15 protein-coding genes are annotated in these 16,504 nt (G+C 68.7%); 5 read left to right on the plus strand and 10 right to left on the minus strand.

Features of this window, described 5'->3' with window-relative positions; genetic code table 11:
- Positions 1 to 35 precede the first annotated feature (35 nt).
- The 4 genes from purH to ABGI63_RS08830 form a co-directional block, all read right to left on the minus strand.
- Positions 36 to 1,616, minus strand: coding sequence for a bifunctional phosphoribosylaminoimidazolecarboxamide formyltransferase/IMP cyclohydrolase (gene purH, locus ABGI63_RS08815; protein ID WP_349742082.1), 1,581 nt, complete (start codon positions 1,614 to 1,616; stop codon positions 36 to 38).
- A 21-nt stretch (positions 1,617 to 1,637) separates the two neighbouring features.
- Entirely contained in the window at positions 1,638 to 1,871 is a 234-nt protein-coding gene (locus ABGI63_RS08820) for a Fis family transcriptional regulator (RefSeq protein ID WP_137941139.1), read from the minus strand.
- A complete protein-coding gene (gene dusB / locus ABGI63_RS08825; protein WP_349742083.1) occupies positions 1,868 to 2,914 on the minus strand; it encodes a tRNA dihydrouridine synthase DusB in 1,047 nt (348 codons plus the stop codon). The genes ABGI63_RS08820 and dusB overlap by 4 nt, the downstream gene beginning before the upstream one ends.
- Before the next feature lie 83 nt (positions 2,915 to 2,997).
- The gene (locus ABGI63_RS08830; RefSeq protein WP_349742084.1) at positions 2,998 to 3,828 is read right to left on the minus strand and encodes a substrate-binding periplasmic protein; all 831 of its coding nucleotides are present in this window, start codon (positions 3,826 to 3,828) and stop codon (positions 2,998 to 3,000) included.
- A gap of 198 nt (positions 3,829 to 4,026) precedes the next feature.
- Here ABGI63_RS08830 and ABGI63_RS08835 point away from each other — a divergent pair, with 198 nt between their 5' ends.
- Both ABGI63_RS08835 and ABGI63_RS08840 read left to right on the plus strand, forming a co-directional pair.
- On the plus strand, positions 4,027 to 4,509 hold the full coding sequence (locus tag ABGI63_RS08835) for a YqaA family protein (RefSeq protein ID WP_137941137.1): 483 nt from the start codon (positions 4,027 to 4,029) through the stop codon (positions 4,507 to 4,509).
- Between the two features lie 55 nt (positions 4,510 to 4,564).
- Positions 4,565 to 6,055 (plus strand): carboxypeptidase M32, encoded by a 1,491-nt coding sequence (locus ABGI63_RS08840; RefSeq protein ID WP_349742085.1) that lies wholly within the window; start codon positions 4,565 to 4,567, stop codon positions 6,053 to 6,055.
- A 93-nt stretch (positions 6,056 to 6,148) separates the two neighbouring features.
- On the opposite strand, the gene ABGI63_RS08845 is transcribed toward ABGI63_RS08840, so the two are convergent.
- From ABGI63_RS08845 to ABGI63_RS08855, 3 genes are all read right to left on the minus strand, one after another.
- Positions 6,149 to 6,760 (minus strand): PEP-CTERM sorting domain-containing protein, encoded by a 612-nt coding sequence (locus tag ABGI63_RS08845; RefSeq protein ID WP_349742086.1) that lies wholly within the window; start codon positions 6,758 to 6,760, stop codon positions 6,149 to 6,151.
- 123 nt (positions 6,761 to 6,883) lie between these two features.
- Positions 6,884 to 8,086 (minus strand): patatin-like phospholipase family protein, encoded by a 1,203-nt coding sequence (locus ABGI63_RS08850; RefSeq protein ID WP_349742087.1) that lies wholly within the window; start codon positions 8,084 to 8,086, stop codon positions 6,884 to 6,886.
- A 36-nt stretch (positions 8,087 to 8,122) separates the two neighbouring features.
- Positions 8,123 to 8,758 (minus strand): phasin family protein, encoded by a 636-nt coding sequence (locus ABGI63_RS08855; RefSeq protein ID WP_349742088.1) that lies wholly within the window; start codon positions 8,756 to 8,758, stop codon positions 8,123 to 8,125.
- Between the two features lie 171 nt (positions 8,759 to 8,929).
- Between ABGI63_RS08855 and ABGI63_RS08860 the strand changes: the two genes are divergently transcribed.
- Positions 8,930 to 10,927 (plus strand): SDR family oxidoreductase, encoded by a 1,998-nt coding sequence (locus ABGI63_RS08860; protein ID WP_349742089.1) that lies wholly within the window; start codon positions 8,930 to 8,932, stop codon positions 10,925 to 10,927.
- 6 nt (positions 10,928 to 10,933) lie between these two features.
- Here ABGI63_RS08860 and ABGI63_RS08865 read toward each other — a convergent pair whose 3' ends face one another.
- Both ABGI63_RS08865 and ABGI63_RS08870 read right to left on the minus strand, forming a co-directional pair.
- Positions 10,934 to 11,944: a TFIIB-type zinc ribbon-containing protein gene (locus tag ABGI63_RS08865; RefSeq protein WP_349742090.1), complete on the minus strand. Its 1,011-nt coding sequence runs from the start codon at positions 11,942 to 11,944 to the stop codon at positions 10,934 to 10,936.
- An 85-nt stretch (positions 11,945 to 12,029) separates the two neighbouring features.
- Complete coding sequence (locus tag ABGI63_RS08870; RefSeq protein ID WP_349742091.1) at positions 12,030 to 13,244, minus strand: vanadium-dependent haloperoxidase; 1,215 nt, start codon at positions 13,242 to 13,244, stop codon at positions 12,030 to 12,032.
- A 345-nt stretch (positions 13,245 to 13,589) separates the two neighbouring features.
- Between ABGI63_RS08870 and nudC the strand changes: the two genes are divergently transcribed.
- On the plus strand, positions 13,590 to 14,417 hold the full coding sequence (gene nudC / locus ABGI63_RS08875) for an NAD(+) diphosphatase (protein ID WP_349742092.1): 828 nt from the start codon (positions 13,590 to 13,592) through the stop codon (positions 14,415 to 14,417).
- Here the strand turns inward: nudC and ABGI63_RS08880 are convergent.
- A complete protein-coding gene (locus ABGI63_RS08880; protein WP_349742093.1) occupies positions 14,414 to 15,433 on the minus strand; it encodes a zinc-binding alcohol dehydrogenase family protein in 1,020 nt (339 codons plus the stop codon). The genes nudC and ABGI63_RS08880 overlap by 4 nt on opposite strands.
- A 90-nt stretch (positions 15,434 to 15,523) precedes the next feature.
- Between ABGI63_RS08880 and ABGI63_RS08885 the strand changes: the two genes are divergently transcribed.
- Positions 15,524 to 16,444, plus strand: coding sequence for a LysR family transcriptional regulator (locus tag ABGI63_RS08885; RefSeq protein WP_349742094.1), 921 nt, complete (start codon positions 15,524 to 15,526; stop codon positions 16,442 to 16,444).
- Positions 16,445 to 16,504 lie beyond the last annotated feature (60 nt).

The following is a 16,504-nucleotide window of genomic DNA, read 5'->3' on the forward strand; positions in this document are numbered from 1 at the left end:
CCCCGAAGCGCGCAGCGCCTGGGGGTGGCCGTCGGTCAATGCCGGAAGTGGCGCACGCCGGTGAACACCATCGCGACGCCGCGCTCATTGGCGGCGGCGATCACCTCCTCGTCGCGCATCGAGCCGCCCGGCTGGATCACGCAGGAGGCGCCGGCATCGGCCAGCACATCGAGGCCGTCGCGGAAGGGGAAGAAGGCGTCGCTGGCGACCACCGAGCCCGTCAGGCTCAGGCCGGCGTTCTCGGCCTTGATCGCGGCGATGCGGGCGCTGTCGATGCGGCTCATCTGGCCGGCGCCGACGCCCAGCGTCATGCCGCCGGCACAGAACACGATGGCATTGCTCTTGACGTACTGGCCCACGGTCCAGGCGAACATCAGGTCATCGAGCTGCTGGGCCGTCGGCTGCAGGGTCGTGACGACCTTCAGGTCGGCCTTCTGCAGGAAATGGTTGTCGGCGCTCTGGATCAGGATGCCGGAGCCGACCCGCTTGCTGTCCATCGCGTTGCGGCCTTGGCTCCAGGGCGTGGTGCCACCGGTGGGCAGCGCGATCTCCAGCAGGCGCACATTGGCCTTGGGCGCAAAGATCGCCAGCGCCTCCTCGGTGAAACCGGGCGCCATCAGCACCTCGACGAACTGCTTGACGACCAGTTCGGCCGCCGCCTTGTCGACCACCTGGTTGAAGGCAATGATGCCGCCGAAGGCGCTGGTCGGGTCGGTCTTGAAAGCCTTGGCATAGGCCTCGGCGGCCGTGGCCGCGACGGCCACGCCGCAGGGGTTGGCATGCTTGACGATCACGCAGGCGGGCAGCGCGAAGCTCTTCACGCACTCCCAGGCCGCATCGGCGTCGGCGATATTGTTGTAGCTGAGTTCCTTGCCCTGCAGCTGCTTGCCCGTCACCAGCGAGCCGGGGGCGGGATACAGATCGCGGTACAGCGCGGCACTCTGGTGCGAGTTCTCGCCATAGCGCAGATCCTGCACCTTGACGAAGCTGCTGTTCATCTGGGCCGGGAAGGCCGAGAGCGTGCCGTCCTCGGCCAGCGCGCTCAGATGGTTGCTGATCGCGGCGTCGTACTGGGCAATGCGGTTGAAGGCGGCCACCGAGCAGGCAAAGCGGGTCTTGTCGCTGGTCTTGCCCTCGGCCTTGAGCTCGGCCAGCACGCCCGCATACTGCGAGGCGTCGGTCAGCACCGTGACGTCCTTCCAGTTCTTGGCCGCGCTGCGCACCATGGCCGGGCCGCCGATGTCGATGTTCTCGATCGCGTCTTCCAGCGTGCAGCCGGGCTTGGCGACGGTGGCCTCGAACGGATAGAGGTTGACGGCCAGGATGTCGATGGTGTCAATGCCGTGGGCCTGAATCGCGGCGACATGCTCGGGCAGGTCGCGGCGCGCCAGCAGGCCGCCGTGGATCTTCGGGTGCAGGGTCTTGACGCGGCCGTCCAGCATCTCGGGGAAGCCGGTGTGTTCGGCCACCTCGGTGACGGGCAGGCCGGCCTCGGCCAGCAGTTTGGCGGTGCCGCCGGTGGACAGCAGCTTGACGTTCAAGGCATGCAGCGCTTGGGCGAATTCCAGGATGCCGGTCTTGTCGGACACCGAGATCAGGGCGGTCAGATGGGTCATGGTGAGGCTCGGGAGGGGAAATTAGAGGAGCTTGTGCTCGGTCAGCTTGCGGCGCAGCGTGTTGCGGTTGATGCCCAGCCATTCGGCGGCCTTGCTCTGGTTGCCGTCGGCCTGCTTCATCACGACGTCCAGCAACGGCTTTTCGACCAGGCCGATCAGCATCTCGTACATCGAGTGTGGAGTCTCGCCGTCCAGATCGCGGAAATAGACTTCCAGGTTCTCGCGCACGCAGGCGTCAATCGGTTTCGGGGTCATGCCTGCAGCCTCAGTTCTTGTTCGTCGTTGGCGGCCTCGATGGCGAGCACCGGCAGCCTGTCATGGCGGGTGGCGAGCTCGCCCAGCCAGTCGCCGAGGGCGCTGACCTGGGCTTCGCAGCTCTCCAGGAGATTCATTTCTTGGCGGAACGCTTCGCCGCCGGGCAGGCCGCGCAAGGCCCAACCGATGTGCTTGCGCGCGGTGCGCATGCCGGTCAGCTCGCCGTACAGGCTGTAGTGGTCCTGCAGATGCTCGAGCAGCCAGTCGCGGGCCTGCAGCACCTCGGGCGCCGGCAACTCCTCGCCGGTGGCCAGGTAGTGGGCGATCTCGCGGAAGATCCAGGGCCGGCCCTGGGCCGCGCGGCCTATCATCAGTGCGTCGGCGCCGGTGTAGGCCAGCACCTGCTTGGCCTTCTGCGGCGAGTCGATATCGCCATTGGCGACCACCGGGATGCGCAGCGCGGCCTTGACGGCGGCAATCGTGTCGTACTCGGCCAGGCCCTTGTAGCCCTGCTCGCGGGTGCGGCCGTGCACGGTCACCATCGCGACGCCGGCGCTCTCGGCGGCACGGGCGATGCTCAAGGCATTGCGCTCGCTGTCGCACCAACCGGTGCGCATCTTCAAGGTCACCGGCACGCCCAGCGGTGCCGCGGCGGCCACCACCGCGCTGATGATCTGCAGCGCCAGCACCTCGTCCTGCATCAGGGCCGAGCCCGCCCATTTGTTGCAGACCTTCTTGGCCGGGCAGCCCATATTGATGTCGATGATCTGGGCGCCGCGATCGATGTTGTAGGCGGCCGCCTCGGCCATCATGGCCGCATCGGTGCCGGCGATCTGCACCGCGATCGGCGCGGCCTCGCCCTCATGATTGGCGCGACGCGAGGTCTTCAGGCTGTTCCACAGATCCTTGCGCGAGGTCACCATCTCGCTGACCGCATAGCCCGCGCCCAGACGCCGGCAGAGCTGGCGAAACGGCCGATCGGTGACGCCTGCCATCGGCGCGACGAACAGTCTGTTCGGCAAGGCGTAAGGGCCGATGTGCATAAAGTAGGAGGGAGGTTCTGCTCAAAAAAGAGGCAGAAGTATACCTCCGCCGCCCTTGCCATGACCGGCCAGCGCGGCCGGCGCTACTGATTCTGGCGCCGCCAGAGCTGGATATTCTTCTCGACCAGGGCATTCATCACACCCAGGCGTGCCAGCTTGTACAGCGCGCGCGCAATCCGCCCGCGCATCTCGCCACTGTTGCAGGCCGAGCGATGCGACAGGGTCAGGTAGAGGTTTTCGTTGGCCACCGCCGGCGTCAGCGCCTTCATGTCGACGATATTCATCTTGGCCAGATAGGCGGCGGCCGGGGCGTCCTCGTAGACCAGGTAGTCGGCCCGCGAGCGCTGCAGCATCTGTATGGCCTGCTCCAGGCTGGCCACCTGGCTGATCTTCAGGCTCTCCTTGGCATAGCGGTCGAACTCTTCGCCGAAGCTGTTGTTGATCACGGTCACGCCCTGCAGCGCGGCCAGATCGCTCCAGCGCCGGTAGTTCAGTTTGCTGCCCTCGCGGGTCCAGACCACCGAGCGGGTCTCGCGGAAGGCCGGGTGGAAATAGTCCATGTACTCGGTGCGCGGCAGCGTGAAGAAGGCGCCGGCGATCAGATCGATGCGCCCGGCCCGCGACTCCTCCTGCACCCGGCCCCAGGGGCCGATATAGCGCACCTCGATGGGCAGGCCCAGCTCCTTGCCCAGCATCTGCATCAGCTCGCTATTGGCACCGATCAGGCGCGACTCGTCCTCAGGGTCGCGCCATAGATAGGGGGGGTACTGCGGATTGCCGGAGGCCAGCAGCTGCTTGCAGCTCTCGTTGGCATTGACCTCGCGCGCAGCGAACAAGGCCGTCACAAGGGCGAGCAGCAGCACAGACACCCGCCGGTGGCGGGTTTCGGATGCACGCGGCATGGTGGAGAACATGGCCTTCATCGATCCTCAACGACATGACCCGCTGCGCTGCCCGCATCGGCAGGCGGGTCGGATCTTGTCGACCTTTCTATCACAGACGCGCGGACGGCATCCCTGCCGCGAGTCTGCAATGGCGGCCGCTATCCCGCAAGCCGACGATTACCCCCGTTTGCGTGCATCGGTGCGCTGGGCGCCCTGGATAATCGGTGCATGGAAATCTGGATGCAAGAGCTGATGGCCGCCTTGCTGGCGGCGCTGGCCCTGCCCAAGGTCGGCCTGTCGGCGATCTTCATCATCGCGCTGGTGTCGGCCACCCTGCTGCCTATGGGCTCGGAGCCGGCGGTGTTCGGCCTGGTCAAGCTCAACCCCGAGATGTTCTGGCCTGCCGTGCTGGTGGCCACCGCCGGCAACACCGTCGGCGGCGCGATCAGCTGGTGGATGGGCTTCGGGGCCGAGCGGCTGTACGAACGGGCCGCTCATCACCCGCCGGCGCGAGCCCGCGCGCTGCAATGGCTGGAACGCTTTGGCGCCAAAGCTTGCCTGCTGAGCTGGCTGCCCCTGGTCGGCGACCCGCTGTGCGCGGTGGCCGGCTGGCTGCGGCTGCCGTTCTGGCCCTGTCTGTTCTATATGGCGATCGGCAAGTTCGGCCGCTACTTCGTCATGACGGCGGCCCTGCTCTGGGTGTTTCCCTGACAATGCCTGCGGCGCCCACCGGCACCGCCTTGACCCACCAGCCCCATCCGACACCATGAGCACCACCACCGCCTACGACGATCTGCGCCAGCGCCACCAGCGCCTGCACCACCTGGCCCATCTGCAAGCCATCGCCTCCTGGGACCAGTCGGCCAATATGCCGGCCAAGGGCAATGAGGCGCGCTCGCTGGCGCTGGCCGAGATGGGCGGGCTGATGCACCAGCTGGCCACCGAGCCGGCGCTCAAGAGCCTGCTGGACGCGGCGGCCAGCGAGCCGCTGGACGAGCTGCAGCGCGCCAATCTGCGCGAGATGCGGCGTGCCTGGATGAGCTCGAACGCCTTGCCCCAGTCCCTGGTCGAGGCCAAGAGCCTGGCGATCTCGCGCTGCGAGCATGCCTGGCGCAGCCAGCGCCCGGCCAATGACTGGGCCGGCTATCTGGAGAATCTGCGCGAGGTCGTGCGCCTGGCCCGCGAGGAAGCGCAGCTGCTGGCCGACAGCAGCGGCCTGAGCCGCTATGACGCCTTGATGGACCAGTACGAGCCCGGCATGCGTGCGGCCGAGGTGGACCGCGTGTTCGGCGAGCTGCGCCAGTGGCTGCCGGGCCTGATACGCGCGGTGCAGGCCAAGCAGGCCGGCGAGACGGTGTTGCAGCCCGAAGGGCCGTTCCCGACTGCGGCCCAGCGCGCGCTGGGCCAGGACGCGATGCGGCTGATGGGTTTTGACTTCGAGGCCGGCCGGCTCGACGAGAGCGCCCATCCCTTCTGCGGCGGCGTGCCCGAGGATGTGCGCATGACCACGCGCTACCGCGAGGACAGCTTTCTGCCCAGCCTGACCGGCACCATCCACGAGACGGGCCATGGCCGCTACGAGCAGAACCTGCCGCGCGAGTGGCTGGGCCAGCCGGTGGCGCGGGCACGCTCGATGGGCTTGCATGAAAGCCAGAGCCTGTCCTTCGAGATGCAGCTGGGCAGCCATCCGGCCTTTGCCGGCCTGTTGAGCCCGCTGGTCAGCCGCCATCTGGGCGAGCAGCCGGCGTTTGCGCCGCAGAATCTGAACCGCCTGCTGACGCGCGTCGCGCCGGGCTATATCCGCGTCGATGCCGACGAGGTCACCTACCCGGCCCACATCATCCTGCGCTACGAGATCGAGCGCGCGCTGATCGAAGGGCAGATCGAGTGCGAGGACATCCCGGCGCTGTGGGACGCCAAGATGATGGAGCTGCTGGGTCTGGACACGCGCGGCAACTACCGCAACGGACCGATGCAGGATGTGCACTGGGGTGCCGGCCTGTTCGGCTACTTCCCCTGCTACACGCTGGGCGCGATGTATGCGGCGCAGTGGTTCGCGACCATGCGCCGCGCCATGCCCGAGCTCGACGCCCGCATCGCCGCCGGCGATCTGGCGCCGGTGTTCGACTGGCTGAAGGCCCAGGTCTGGAGCCAGGGCAGCCGTTGGGAAACCCCCGAGCTGGTGCGGCGCGCCAGCGGCGAGACCTTGAACCCGGCCCATTTCAAGGCCCATCTGGAGTCGCGCTATCTGGGCTGAGGTCCGGGCTGAAACGAACAAGGGCGCCGAGGCGCCCTTGTTTTTGAGAAGGCGCTTTGGTCTCTACCCCGCAGCGCGTCCCACCAAAAAATCTTACTGTTGTGCGCGGCGGCGGCGTGCCACCAGGGCCATCGCGCCCAGGCCGGCCAGCATCAGCGCATAGCTCTCGGGCTCGGGCACGGCGCTGGTGACCGAGACGCGGTCCAGCGAGCTGCCCAGCGAGTCGCTACTGCCCAGGGCCTCGAAGCGCAGCACCATGCTGGAGCCGCTGGCCTGCACCAGGGCACTGCCGGTCTGCCATTGATGGTTGCCGCTGATCAGGGCCTGCGCATCGGCGGTGCCCGAGGCGCCGCCGAAGCTCCAGGCCAGACCATTGCTGGCGGCGGCCACGCCGGCGCGGTTCGAGTAGGCAAACTCCAGCGAGTACCACTGGCCGGCCACGGTGGCGATGGTCTGGCTGATCCAGCTGTTGCCGGTGGTGTCGAGCTCGACAAAGTTGCTGCCGTCCAGCGCGCTGCCGGCGACGTTGTTGCGCAGCTCGACGCCGCGGGTGCCGGCGCTCCAGCCGGTCAGGCTGCTGTAGTTCGACCATTGGCCGTTGGCCTTGATCTCGGCTTCGAAGCTGCCGTTGTTGACCAGATTGACCGGCGATGCCAGGGCCAGCAGGGGGCTGGCGAGCAGGGCGGCGATGAGGGCTTTGCGCATGAGTTCTCCGAGGGGCTGAAGGCTTGCTGCTGGTTGGCAGCGCATGGCATGCAGTGTTGCAGCCGGCTCGGCCCCTGCCATCCCCCTGCGCGCAGGGGGTTCAGGCCCGGGTCGTGATGCAGATCACGCCGAGACGCGAGCTTCGAGCCGCCCCAGCGTGTCGCGCAGGCGCTGCAGGGCCGCCTCGGTGGGGGGCAGGCGGCTCGGCGCCAGCAGGCGGCGCTGGCGGTCCTGCAGCACGGAGCGGCTGAGGGTCAGGCCTTGCCGGGCCAGCTTGGGAGCCAGTTCGGCGTAGCGCTGCAGCAGCGCGCTGCGGGTGGCCTGGTAGGCATGCTCGGCCAGATGACGGCGCTGGGCATAGCTGAAGGTGTTGGCCAGGAACATCTCGGCGTCGCGCGGATCGGGCTCGAACAGCAGGATGTCGGTGTCCGGGTGGCTCAGCTCGTAGCGCTTGAGCCCCAGCTCCAGGCGCGAATGGATCAGCGCGCGCAGGGTCTGGCTCAGCACCAGGGGCAGGCCGCCATCGGCGATGCGCGGGATGCGCGCATGCTCGTCGAAGCCGGCCTGGTAGGGCACCAGCGGGTTCAGGCAGATCAGCAGGTCCAGCCCCCGGTCCAGCAGCACCGATGCATGGATGGTCTTCTTCAGCGCGCCATCGACGAAGTGGCGGCCCTCGATCTCGACCGGCGGGAACAGCCCCGGCAGCGCCGCGCTGGCCTGCACCGCCCGCGAGATCGGCACATGGTCGTAGCCCGGCGTGCCGAAGGGCACGGCCTCGCCGCTGTCCAGATCGGTGGCCACCAGCACCAGCGGGCGCCGCAGCTGCCGGAAGTCGTCGCTGCGGCCGGGCTGGCTGAACTGGCTGCGCAGCTGCTCGGCCATCACGTCGCCGCTCAGCAGCCCGGTCGGCAGCGCGCGACCCAGGCGCTCGAAGGCGGCCAGCAGCGAGCGGCCCTGCACGGCGGTCTGCCACAGCGCCTGGCCCAGCAGGCCCGGCAGGCTGCCCAGCCGCGCCAGATACTCGTCCCAGGCGGGGCGCAGCAGCAGGCTGGGCTCGAAGCTGACCGGAGCCTCGGCATCGTTTTCGATAAAGGCGGCGCAGAGCTCGCGCGGCGTCAGCCCGTTGACCAGGCCGGCCGCGATGAAGCCGCCGGCGCTGACGCCGATATAGCCATCGCAGGCGCTGAAGTCCAGCCCGTCAATCGCCTCTTCGAGCGCGCACAGCGCGCCGATCTCGTAGATGGCGCCCAGCGGCCCGCCGCCGGCCAGGGCCAGGCCTATGCGTGCGGGGCCGCGCCGGGGGGCGCGGCGCTTGGGTGCGGGCATGGACGGCGCGCGATCAATGAGCGGCGACTAGCGCGCTCAGGCCTGCGCGGCAGCGGCCGGCTTGGCGGCGCGCTTGCGCGGGGCGGCCTTGGGGGCAGGTGTTGCCTTGGGTGCAGCGGCCTTCTTGGCAGCCGGCTTCTTGGTGGCTGTCTTCGCGGCGGTCTTGGGTGCGGGCTTGGCGACGGCCTTGGCCGCCGGCTTGGCTGCGGCCTTGCGGGCTGCGGGCTTGGCACCGGTTGCGGCGCTCAGCGCGTCGATGCGGGCGATCAGCGCGTCAATGTCCTTGGCGGTGGGCACGCCCAGGCGCTTCAGCGCACTGGCCACACGTTCCTCGAAGATCGATTCCAGCTTGTCCCATTGCTGGCCGGCCTTGGCACCGACCTCGCCGGCCATGCCGCTCATCTTGCTGGTGACGGCGCCGAGCTTCTCTTCGGCCGCGCTCTGGGTTTTCTTCTGCAGGGTCAGGCCTTCCTTGACCAGGGCCTCGAAGACCTTGCCGCCTTCGCCCTGGGCCTTGGCGAACGCGCCCAGGCCGGCGGCCCAGATCTGCTGGGCCGAGTCCTTGACGGACTGGGCCAGCTGGCTGTCCAGCAGGCCGGCCGGGATGCCAGGGATAGCGCCGTTGGAGCCGGCCTTGTTCTTGGCGGCCATCTTCTGAAGCTTCTTGACCATGGTCTGCGGTCCTATGTCTGTGGAGGGTGGCTTCACTATAGGGCCGCAACAGGCGGCCGCAGCGGCCAATCCTAGTGAGTGCGCTCTATCGCCCACCCTCGGGAAAGCGCGCAGCGGCGGCCCGGCGCAGTTGGTCAAGAATGGCTGCAAACATCCCAATGGAGACACAGCATGCAGTATTTCGTCACCGGCGCCACCGGCTTCATCGGCAAACGCCTGGTCAAGAAACTGCTGGCGCGGCGCGGCAGCACGGTCCATTTCCTGCTGCGCGAGGAGAGCCGCGACAAGGTGCCGGCCCTGCTGGAGTTCTGGGGCGTCGCCAAGACGCGCGCGCTGCCGGTGTTCGGCGATCTGAATGCGAAGAAGCTGGGCGTGGCGGCCGATCAGATCAAGGCGCTGAAGGGCAAGGTCGACCATGTCTACCATCTGGCCGCGATCTACGACCTGGCCGCGCCCGAGGACGAGCAGGTGCGGGCCAATATCGACGGCACCCGCGCCCTGGTCGAGTTCGCCCAGGCCATCGAGGCCGGCCATGTCCACCATGTCTCGTCGATCGCGGCGGCCGGCCTGTATGAAGGCGTGTTCCGCGAGGACATGTTCGAGGAGGCCGAGGGCCTCGATCACCCTTACTTCATGACCAAGCACGAGAGCGAGAAGATCGTGCGCAAGGAGTGCAAGAGGCCCTGGACCGTCTACCGGCCGGCCATGGTGGTGGGCGACTCGGCCACCGGCGAGGCCGACAAGATCGACGGCCCCTACTACTTCTTCAAGCTGATCCAGCGCCTGCGCCAGATCCTGCCGCCCTGGATGCCCTCGGTGGGCCTGGAGGGCGGGCGGGTCAATATCGTGCCGGTGGACTTCGTCGTCAGCGCGCTCGACCACATCAGCCACCAACAGGCCAGGAAGAGCGGCGCCTGCTTCCATCTGGTCGACCCGGTGGGCTACCGCGTCGGCGATGTGCTGGACATCTTCTCCAAGGCCGCCCATGCGCCGAAGATGAATCTGTTCGTCAACGCCGCGCTCTTGGGCTTCATTCCGAAGAGCGTCAAGAAGGGCTTGATGGCGCTGGCGCCGGTGCGGCGCATCCGCCATGCGGTGATGAAGGACCTGGGCCTGCCCGAGGACATGCTGACCTTCATCAACTACCCGACCCGCTTCGACTGCCGCGAGACCGCAGCCGCGCTGAAGGGCTCAGGTATTGCCTGCCCGAACCTGAAGGACTATGCCTGGCGGCTGTGGGACTACTGGGAGCGCCATCTCGACCCCGACCTCTTCATCGACCGCAGCCTGAAGGGGGCGACCGCCGGCAAGGTGGTGCTGGTGACCGGCGGCTCCTCGGGCATCGGTCTGGCCGCGGCGATGAAGTTTGCCGAGGCCGGTGCGATCACGCTGATCTGCGCACGCGACGCCGCCAAGCTGGCCGAGGCCGAGCAGGAGATCCGCAGCTTCGCCGGCCCCAAGGCCCAGGTGCACAGCTTCTCGGCCGATATCGCCAACGAGCAGAGCTGCGCCGAGCTGATGGCCTGGATCAGCTCGAATTTCGGCGGCGTCGACTTCCTGATCAACAACGCCGGCCGCTCGATCCGCCGCGCCATCGAGGGCAGCTACGAGCGCTTCCACGACTACGAGCGCACGATGCAGCTGAACTACTTCGGCTGCCTGCGCGTGACCATGGGCCTGCTGCCCGGCATGGTGGCGAAGAAGAAAGGCCATGTGGTCAATATCTCCAGCATCGGCGTGCTGACCAATGCACCGCGCTTCTCGGCCTATGTGGCCAGCAAGGCCGCGCTGGACGCCTGGACCCGCTGCGCCTCCAGCGAGTTTGCCGACCAGGGCATCACCTTCACGACCATCAATATGCCGCTGGTGCGCACGCCGATGATCGCGCCGACCAAGATCTACAACAATGTGCCGACCCTGGCGCCCGAGGAGGCCGCCGACATGATTGCCCAGGCCTGTATCGCCAAGCCGGTGCGCATCGCGACCCGGCTGGGCATCACCGGCCAGCTGATGCACGCGCTGGCGCCGCGGGTGGCGCAGATCGCGATGAACACCAGCTTCCGCATGTTCCCGGACAGCGATGCGGCCAAGGGCGAGAAGGGGGGCAAGCCCCAGCTGTCCGCCGAAGCGATCGCGCTGCAGCAGATGATGAAGGGCATTCACTTCTGAGTCTGGTCAGCCGCCCAACCACCATCGAAGCAGTAGAAACAGGAAGATTCCAGACAGCACGGTGAGCAGCGCGGCCCCGGTCGGGGCATCGTCGTCGGCGTCTCCCCTGAGCTGCTCCAACATACGTGCCATCGTGGTGTCCCGCCAGTCGCGGGTCCGCTGGTTGGGGCGCAGCGCCGATGCGGTCTGAGACTGCCTTCGTGCGGCTCTGGCCGCGATATCGGCGCGCCATTCGGCCTCCACCTTGTCCAGCAGCGGTGTCAGGTCCAGCAGCGAGGGTGCCAGCACCGCATGGCCGCATTGCGTGCAGGCCGTATGGCGACTGGGGTCCAGCGCGGCACCGCAGCCATGGCAGGCCCAGGCCCAGAGCGCAGCGGGGCGCTGGCGCTCGCCGGTCTGCGGATCTCGCCCCGGCCCCAGCCGCAGGGCCTGGGTCAGGCGCGGCAGATCCAGCATCAGCAGCGGGCTCTCGCAGTAGCGGCAGGCCTCCTCGCGCCCTTCGGCCGGCGCGCCGCAGTTCAGGCAGCACAGCGCACGGCGCTCGTCCTGCAGCACCCGGCGGTCGGCCGGCAGCAGCGGCCGCACCAGGCCGCGCTCGGCCAGCACGCCGGCGTGGCTGTGCAGATGGCCGCCGCAACTCGGGCACTCCAGCGCCGGGAAGCGGCCGAAGCGGGTGCTGTTCTGCACCGGCTTGAGCGTGACGCGGCAAACCGGGCAGGCCAGCTTGGCCGCAGGCGGCGCCGGCAGCGGCGCGCTCGGTCCCTGCGGCTCCTGCAACTCGCGCAGCAGCGCGATCCAGCCCAGGCCTGCCAATTGCACCGATTCCAGCCGGTCGAACCAGACCAGCCGGCATGGTGCGCAATGGTCCACCGGCACGCTCGCGCTGCGATGGCTGGCCAGATTCAGGTGCGCCATCGGCGCGGCGCATTGGGGGCAGGGGAGTTGGTGGGGCTGGCCGGTCAGCTGCATGGAGGCGGGCAGAGGGGGAGTTGGATGATGATCGCTATCGATCATCATCGCAGCCTTGTGCTGCTGCGCGCTTGTGCGCGAGCACTTCGCAGCCGAGCCGCCGGCGGGATGATGCCGGGCTGTCGGTCAGCGATCAGCGCAACAGCTTGGCTGCCGATACCTCGCCGACCTTGGCACCCAGCGCCCGGCCGACTTCGCCCGAATTGCGGTAATGCACGCCGTCATAGATCCGCGCATTGATGACCTCCTGCTCGAAGGCATCGACGCTGGCCCAGGAGCGGGTGACACCGGGCAGTGTCGGGCTGGTCGTGGACAGGCGCGGCACGGCCGCACTGCCGATCTCGGCTTTCAGCACCGCGCCCAGCGATGCAGCGATCGCGCAGTGAGCGCAGGGGTATTCGGGATGCATCGGCGTCTCGATCAGGGGCAGCCAGCCGGCATCGCGCTCGGTGGCGTCGTTGCCGTCCTGATCGCCGTTGCGGATCGCCGTGAACGGGCGCCAGAAATGGTAGTGGTACTTGGCGTCGAAGACCGCGTCGATGGCATCGACCATCGCCTGCCCGCTGGCCGCCAGCAAGCGCGCATTCTGTGTGATGTCGCGCCCGGGCTGACTCGCTACCGAGCGGGCGAGCGGATAGTAGATCGTCGGCGTTGTGGCAGCCCAGAAGCGGGCGATCTCGGTCTGTTCCGCGTTGCGCTGGCTGCCGGTGCGCGCGCCAAGGGCCTTGACCTCGTTGTAGTCGCGAGCCCAGACCGCGCTCTTCAGATCGGGCGGCGGTCCGGGGCGGAACTGATCGACCCGGTCCAGCACCCAGCAGCGCGCCGGCGGCAGATCGGCCATGGCCGGCACGACCGTCGGTACATAGTGCCCGGGATTGGTGACGGGCCGGTAGAAGACGGGCGGTGCGCCCGTGGGGGCCCGCCGTGCCAGGATGCCTGCCGCGGCCTTCTCGCCCAGCGCAACACCGTCCGTCTTGGCGGGCCCTTCGGGAATGGCGGCGAGCGCGGCCTGGTAGGCCGCGTCGACCGCCGCGGCCTGCGTCGTCGCCATGCGGGCCAGTACGGCGCGATTGGCCGCGGCCACCGCGGCGTCGATCGAGGCTCCCGCCGGCGCCTCCAGCTTCAAGTACCCGGCCTGCGGATAGCGCCGGGTGATCGCATTGACGGACTCGAACACCGCCGCCTGGATCAGTGCCATCGGTGCCTGGCCCCAAGGCCCGGCCTGGTGGGCCACGGTGATCTCGCTGGCCTTCTGGTTCCAGTCCGTGACCACGTCGGCCTGCACGCCTGCTGCCAGCAGCACGGGCATGGCGAAGACACTCAGACGCTTTGCATTGCTTGCGTTCATGGTCGCTCCTGACGTTGCAGACGAGCGGCCATCATGAAACGCGGGCCCCTGTGCCGCAATGCCCCGGCTGTCCCTTCCTTCTGCGGCTATTGCCAGTTGAAAATTCCGCTGCCAGGAACAGCCTACCTGGCGGAGATCGTTAGCGCCTGGCCCCTGTCGCAAAGAAGATGTCTGGCACCCCGGTCCCCTGCCATGCCAGACGGAGCCCGCTGGCCTTGCTGCCACTCCTGCTGGCGCGCTTGCGTCTCCCGAACCGACGGCAGAAGCTTGAGCCCCAAACTCCGGCGCCCTACAGCGACGACAACAGCCAACCAAGTCAAGGACTTGGGCATAAAGTCCATCCCCATGCAATTCCACGCCGCCGTTTTTCCCGCCGCTTCACCCGCCGACCCGGCAGCCAGCACCGCCGAGGCCTGGTACTTCGTCTTCGTCGGAGGCCGCCTGCTGCTGCGCGAGCAGATGCTGAGCCCGCAGACATCGGCCGTGTTCGAGCCGGTGCAGGGCCGCCGCCATTACCTCGGTCGGCTGGACGAGCGTGATTGCTGGGCGCTGCAGCTGGCCGAGGCGCCGCCGGGCTTCGAGGCGCTGCCGCTGCGCGCCGCGATGATGACACTGCCCGAGCCGCTGATGCAGCTGGCCGGGCGTGCGGCCCAGGTGCTGGAGTGGGAACGGACCCATCGCTTCTGTGGCGTCTGCGGCACGGCGACCGAGGCGCTGGCGCATGAGCGGGCGCGGCGCTGCCCGGCCTGCGGCCAGGTCTGCTACCCGCGGCTGAGCCCGGCGATGATGTGTCTGGTGTGGCGCCGCCGCCCGGATGGCCCCGAGCTGCTGCTGGCGCGCTCGCCCGGCTATGCGCCGGGCTTCTACAGCGCGCTGGCCGGCTTTGTCGAGGCCGGCGAATCGCTGGAGGACTGCGTGCACCGCGAGGTGGCCGAGGAGGTCGGCGTGCGGGTCGCGCATCTGCGCTACTACGGCAGCCAGAGCTGGCCCTTTCCGCACAGCCTGATGGTGGCCTACACGGCCGAGTGGGTGGACGGCGAGATCGTGCCGCAGGCCGGTGAGATCGAGGATGCACGCTGGTTCCTGCTCGACGCCTTGCCCGGCATCCCGCCGCGCTTCTCGATCGCCGGCCACCTGATCCGCGATCAGGTGGCGGCGCTGAGCAAGGTTTAGAAACCGGCCAGCACCAGCTTGCCGATGCTGCGCTGGCTCTCGATCAGCGCATGGGCTTGTTTCAGGTTGGCGGCATTGATCGTGCCGAGCACCTGGCCCAGGGTGCTGCGCAGCTCGCCGGCGTCGATGCGGCGGGCCAACTCGGCCAGCAGCCGGCCCTGCTCGGTGATGTCGTGGGTGGCATGCATCGAGCGGGTGAACATCATCTCCCAGTGCAGCGACAGGCTCTTGCCCTTCAGTGCCATCACATTGAGCTGCTCCGGCGCGAAGTCGTCGATCAAAGCCAGCCGGCCCTGCGGCTCCAGCGCCTCGACCAGCTGGCCGAAGTGCTGCGGCGTGTGGGTCAGGCTGGCCACATAGCGCAGCGGCGCGGCGCCCAGCGCAGCGACCTGCGCGGCCAGCGGCTGGCTGTGGTCAATCACGTGATGGGCGCCCAGCTCGCGCAGCCAGGCGGCCGACTCGGGCCGCGAGGCCGTGGCGATCACGGTCAGATGCGGCAGCGCGCGCGCCAGCTGCACGAGGATGGAGCCCACGCCGCCGGCCGCGCCGGTCACCAGCAGGCTGACCGGCCGCTCGGGCCGGGCCTGCACCTCCAGCCGATCAAACAGCAGCTCCCAGGCGGTGATGCCGGTCAGCGGCAGCGCGGCGGCCTCGGCGTCGCTGGCGCTGCGCGGGGCCAGCGCGGCGATGCGATGGTCCACCGTCTGGAACTGTGCATAGCTGCCGGCGCGCGTGATGGCGCCGGCATACCAGACGCGGTCACCGACGGCGAAACCCTGCACCGCCGCGCCCAGGCCGCGCACGATGCCCACCGCGTCCCAGCCCAGCAGCACCGGCGTGTGGCCGTCGGCGCTGCTGCGGCTGGCGCGCACCTTGGCGTCGACCGGGTTGACCGCGATGGCGCTGATCTCGACCAGCAGATCGAGCGGGCCGGGCGTCGGCACGGGCAGCTCGAGATCGAGCAGGGACTCGGCGGCGGCAATGGGCTGGGCCTTGAAATAGCCGATGGCTTGCATGGGGAACTCCTTCAGGAAACGTTGCGATGGCTGTTATGGTGAGGCTCGCTTGCTTTCTGAAAAAGCCGCTTTAATACGATTCAGTTTCAAATGAAAATTGAAAATACCGACGAGCTGCGCCTGCTCATCGAATGCGCGCGCGGTGGCAGTCTGACGGCCGCTTCGCGGGCGCTACAGATCACGCCGGCGGCCGCCAGCGCGATGCTGAAGAAGCTCGAAACCCGGCTGGGCGTGCGCCTGGTCGAGCGCAGCACGCGGGCGCTGCGCCTGAGCGCCGCCGGCGAGCGCCTGCGCGACTATGGCCAGCGGGCCTTGGAGCTGCTCGACGAAGGCGTGGCCCTGCTCGACGAGGGCGGCCCCGGCGCGGCCTCGCGCACGCTGCTGCGCGGCCGCCTGCGCGTCAGCGCGTCGAGCGATCTGACGCGCCAGGTCTTGCTGCCGCTGCTGGATGCCTTCCTCGACCAGCATCCGGGGCTGGAGCTGCAGCTCAGCGTCAGCGACTCGCTGCTCGATGTGGTACGCGACGATGTCGACCTGGCGCTGCGCTATGGCGAGCTGGCCGACTCGCGCCTGGTGGCGCGGCGCCTGTGCGCGGCACGGCGCTGCGTGGTGGCCGCACCGGCCTATCTGGCGCGCGCCGGCCGGCCGGCGCATCCCAGCGAGCTGGCCACCCATGACTGCCTGACGATGAAGATACGCAACCGCATCGAGCAGGAATGGCGCTTGCGCCCGCGCGAGCAGCCCGAGGCGGCGCCGCTGCTGGTGCGGGTGCGCGGGCGGCGCAGCTGCGACGACGGCGCGCTGGCCCATCGCTGGGCGTTGGAGGGCCGCGGCGTGATCTGCAAGAGCGAGCTCGATGTGCGCGCCAGCCTGGCCAGCGGCGCCCTGGTCGAGCTGTTCCCGGACTGGATCGGCGACGAGCTGCCGCTGCATGCGGTGATGCCCAGCCAGCGCTTCATGCCGCAGCGGCTGCGACTGCTGGTCGAGCATCTGGCGGCGCATCTGGCCTAGCGTGATTCTCCGGCGCGGCAAGGGCCGGCTGTCCTACAGGCAGCGGCGGCGATGCACGGC

Source organism: Roseateles cavernae (assembly GCF_040187885.1).
GTDB classification, from domain to species: Bacteria; Pseudomonadota; Gammaproteobacteria; order Burkholderiales; family Burkholderiaceae_C; genus Roseateles_E; species Roseateles_E cavernae.

What these genes read in the sequence shown, in the direction of transcription:
- purH (WP_349742082.1), bottom strand. Translation starts at nt 1,616, where the DNA reads ATGACCCATCTGACCGCCCTGATCTCGGTGTCCGACAAGACCGGCATC.
- ABGI63_RS08820 (WP_137941139.1), bottom strand. Translation starts at nt 1,871, where the DNA reads ATGACCCCGAAACCGATTGACGCCTGCGTGCGCGAGAACCTGGAAGTC.
- dusB (WP_349742083.1), bottom strand. Translation starts at nt 2,914, where the DNA reads ATGCACATCGGCCCTTACGCCTTGCCGAACAGACTGTTCGTCGCGCCG.
- ABGI63_RS08830 (WP_349742084.1), bottom strand. Translation starts at nt 3,828, where the DNA reads ATGTTCTCCACCATGCCGCGTGCATCCGAAACCCGCCACCGGCGGGTG.
- ABGI63_RS08835 (WP_137941137.1), top strand. Translation starts at nt 4,027, where the DNA reads ATGGAAATCTGGATGCAAGAGCTGATGGCCGCCTTGCTGGCGGCGCTG.
- ABGI63_RS08840 (WP_349742085.1), top strand. Translation starts at nt 4,565, where the DNA reads ATGAGCACCACCACCGCCTACGACGATCTGCGCCAGCGCCACCAGCGC.
- ABGI63_RS08845 (WP_349742086.1), bottom strand. Translation starts at nt 6,760, where the DNA reads ATGCGCAAAGCCCTCATCGCCGCCCTGCTCGCCAGCCCCCTGCTGGCC.
- ABGI63_RS08850 (WP_349742087.1), bottom strand. Translation starts at nt 8,086, where the DNA reads ATGCCCGCACCCAAGCGCCGCGCCCCCCGGCGCGGCCCCGCACGCATA.
- ABGI63_RS08855 (WP_349742088.1), bottom strand. Translation starts at nt 8,758, where the DNA reads ATGGTCAAGAAGCTTCAGAAGATGGCCGCCAAGAACAAGGCCGGCTCC.
- ABGI63_RS08860 (WP_349742089.1), top strand. Translation starts at nt 8,930, where the DNA reads ATGCAGTATTTCGTCACCGGCGCCACCGGCTTCATCGGCAAACGCCTG.
- ABGI63_RS08865 (WP_349742090.1), bottom strand. Translation starts at nt 11,944, where the DNA reads ATGATGATCGATAGCGATCATCATCCAACTCCCCCTCTGCCCGCCTCC.
- ABGI63_RS08870 (WP_349742091.1), bottom strand. Translation starts at nt 13,244, where the DNA reads ATGAACGCAAGCAATGCAAAGCGTCTGAGTGTCTTCGCCATGCCCGTG.
- nudC (WP_349742092.1), top strand. Translation starts at nt 13,590, where the DNA reads ATGCAATTCCACGCCGCCGTTTTTCCCGCCGCTTCACCCGCCGACCCG.
- ABGI63_RS08880 (WP_349742093.1), bottom strand. Translation starts at nt 15,433, where the DNA reads ATGCAAGCCATCGGCTATTTCAAGGCCCAGCCCATTGCCGCCGCCGAG.
- ABGI63_RS08885 (WP_349742094.1), top strand. Translation starts at nt 15,524, where the DNA reads ATGAAAATTGAAAATACCGACGAGCTGCGCCTGCTCATCGAATGCGCG.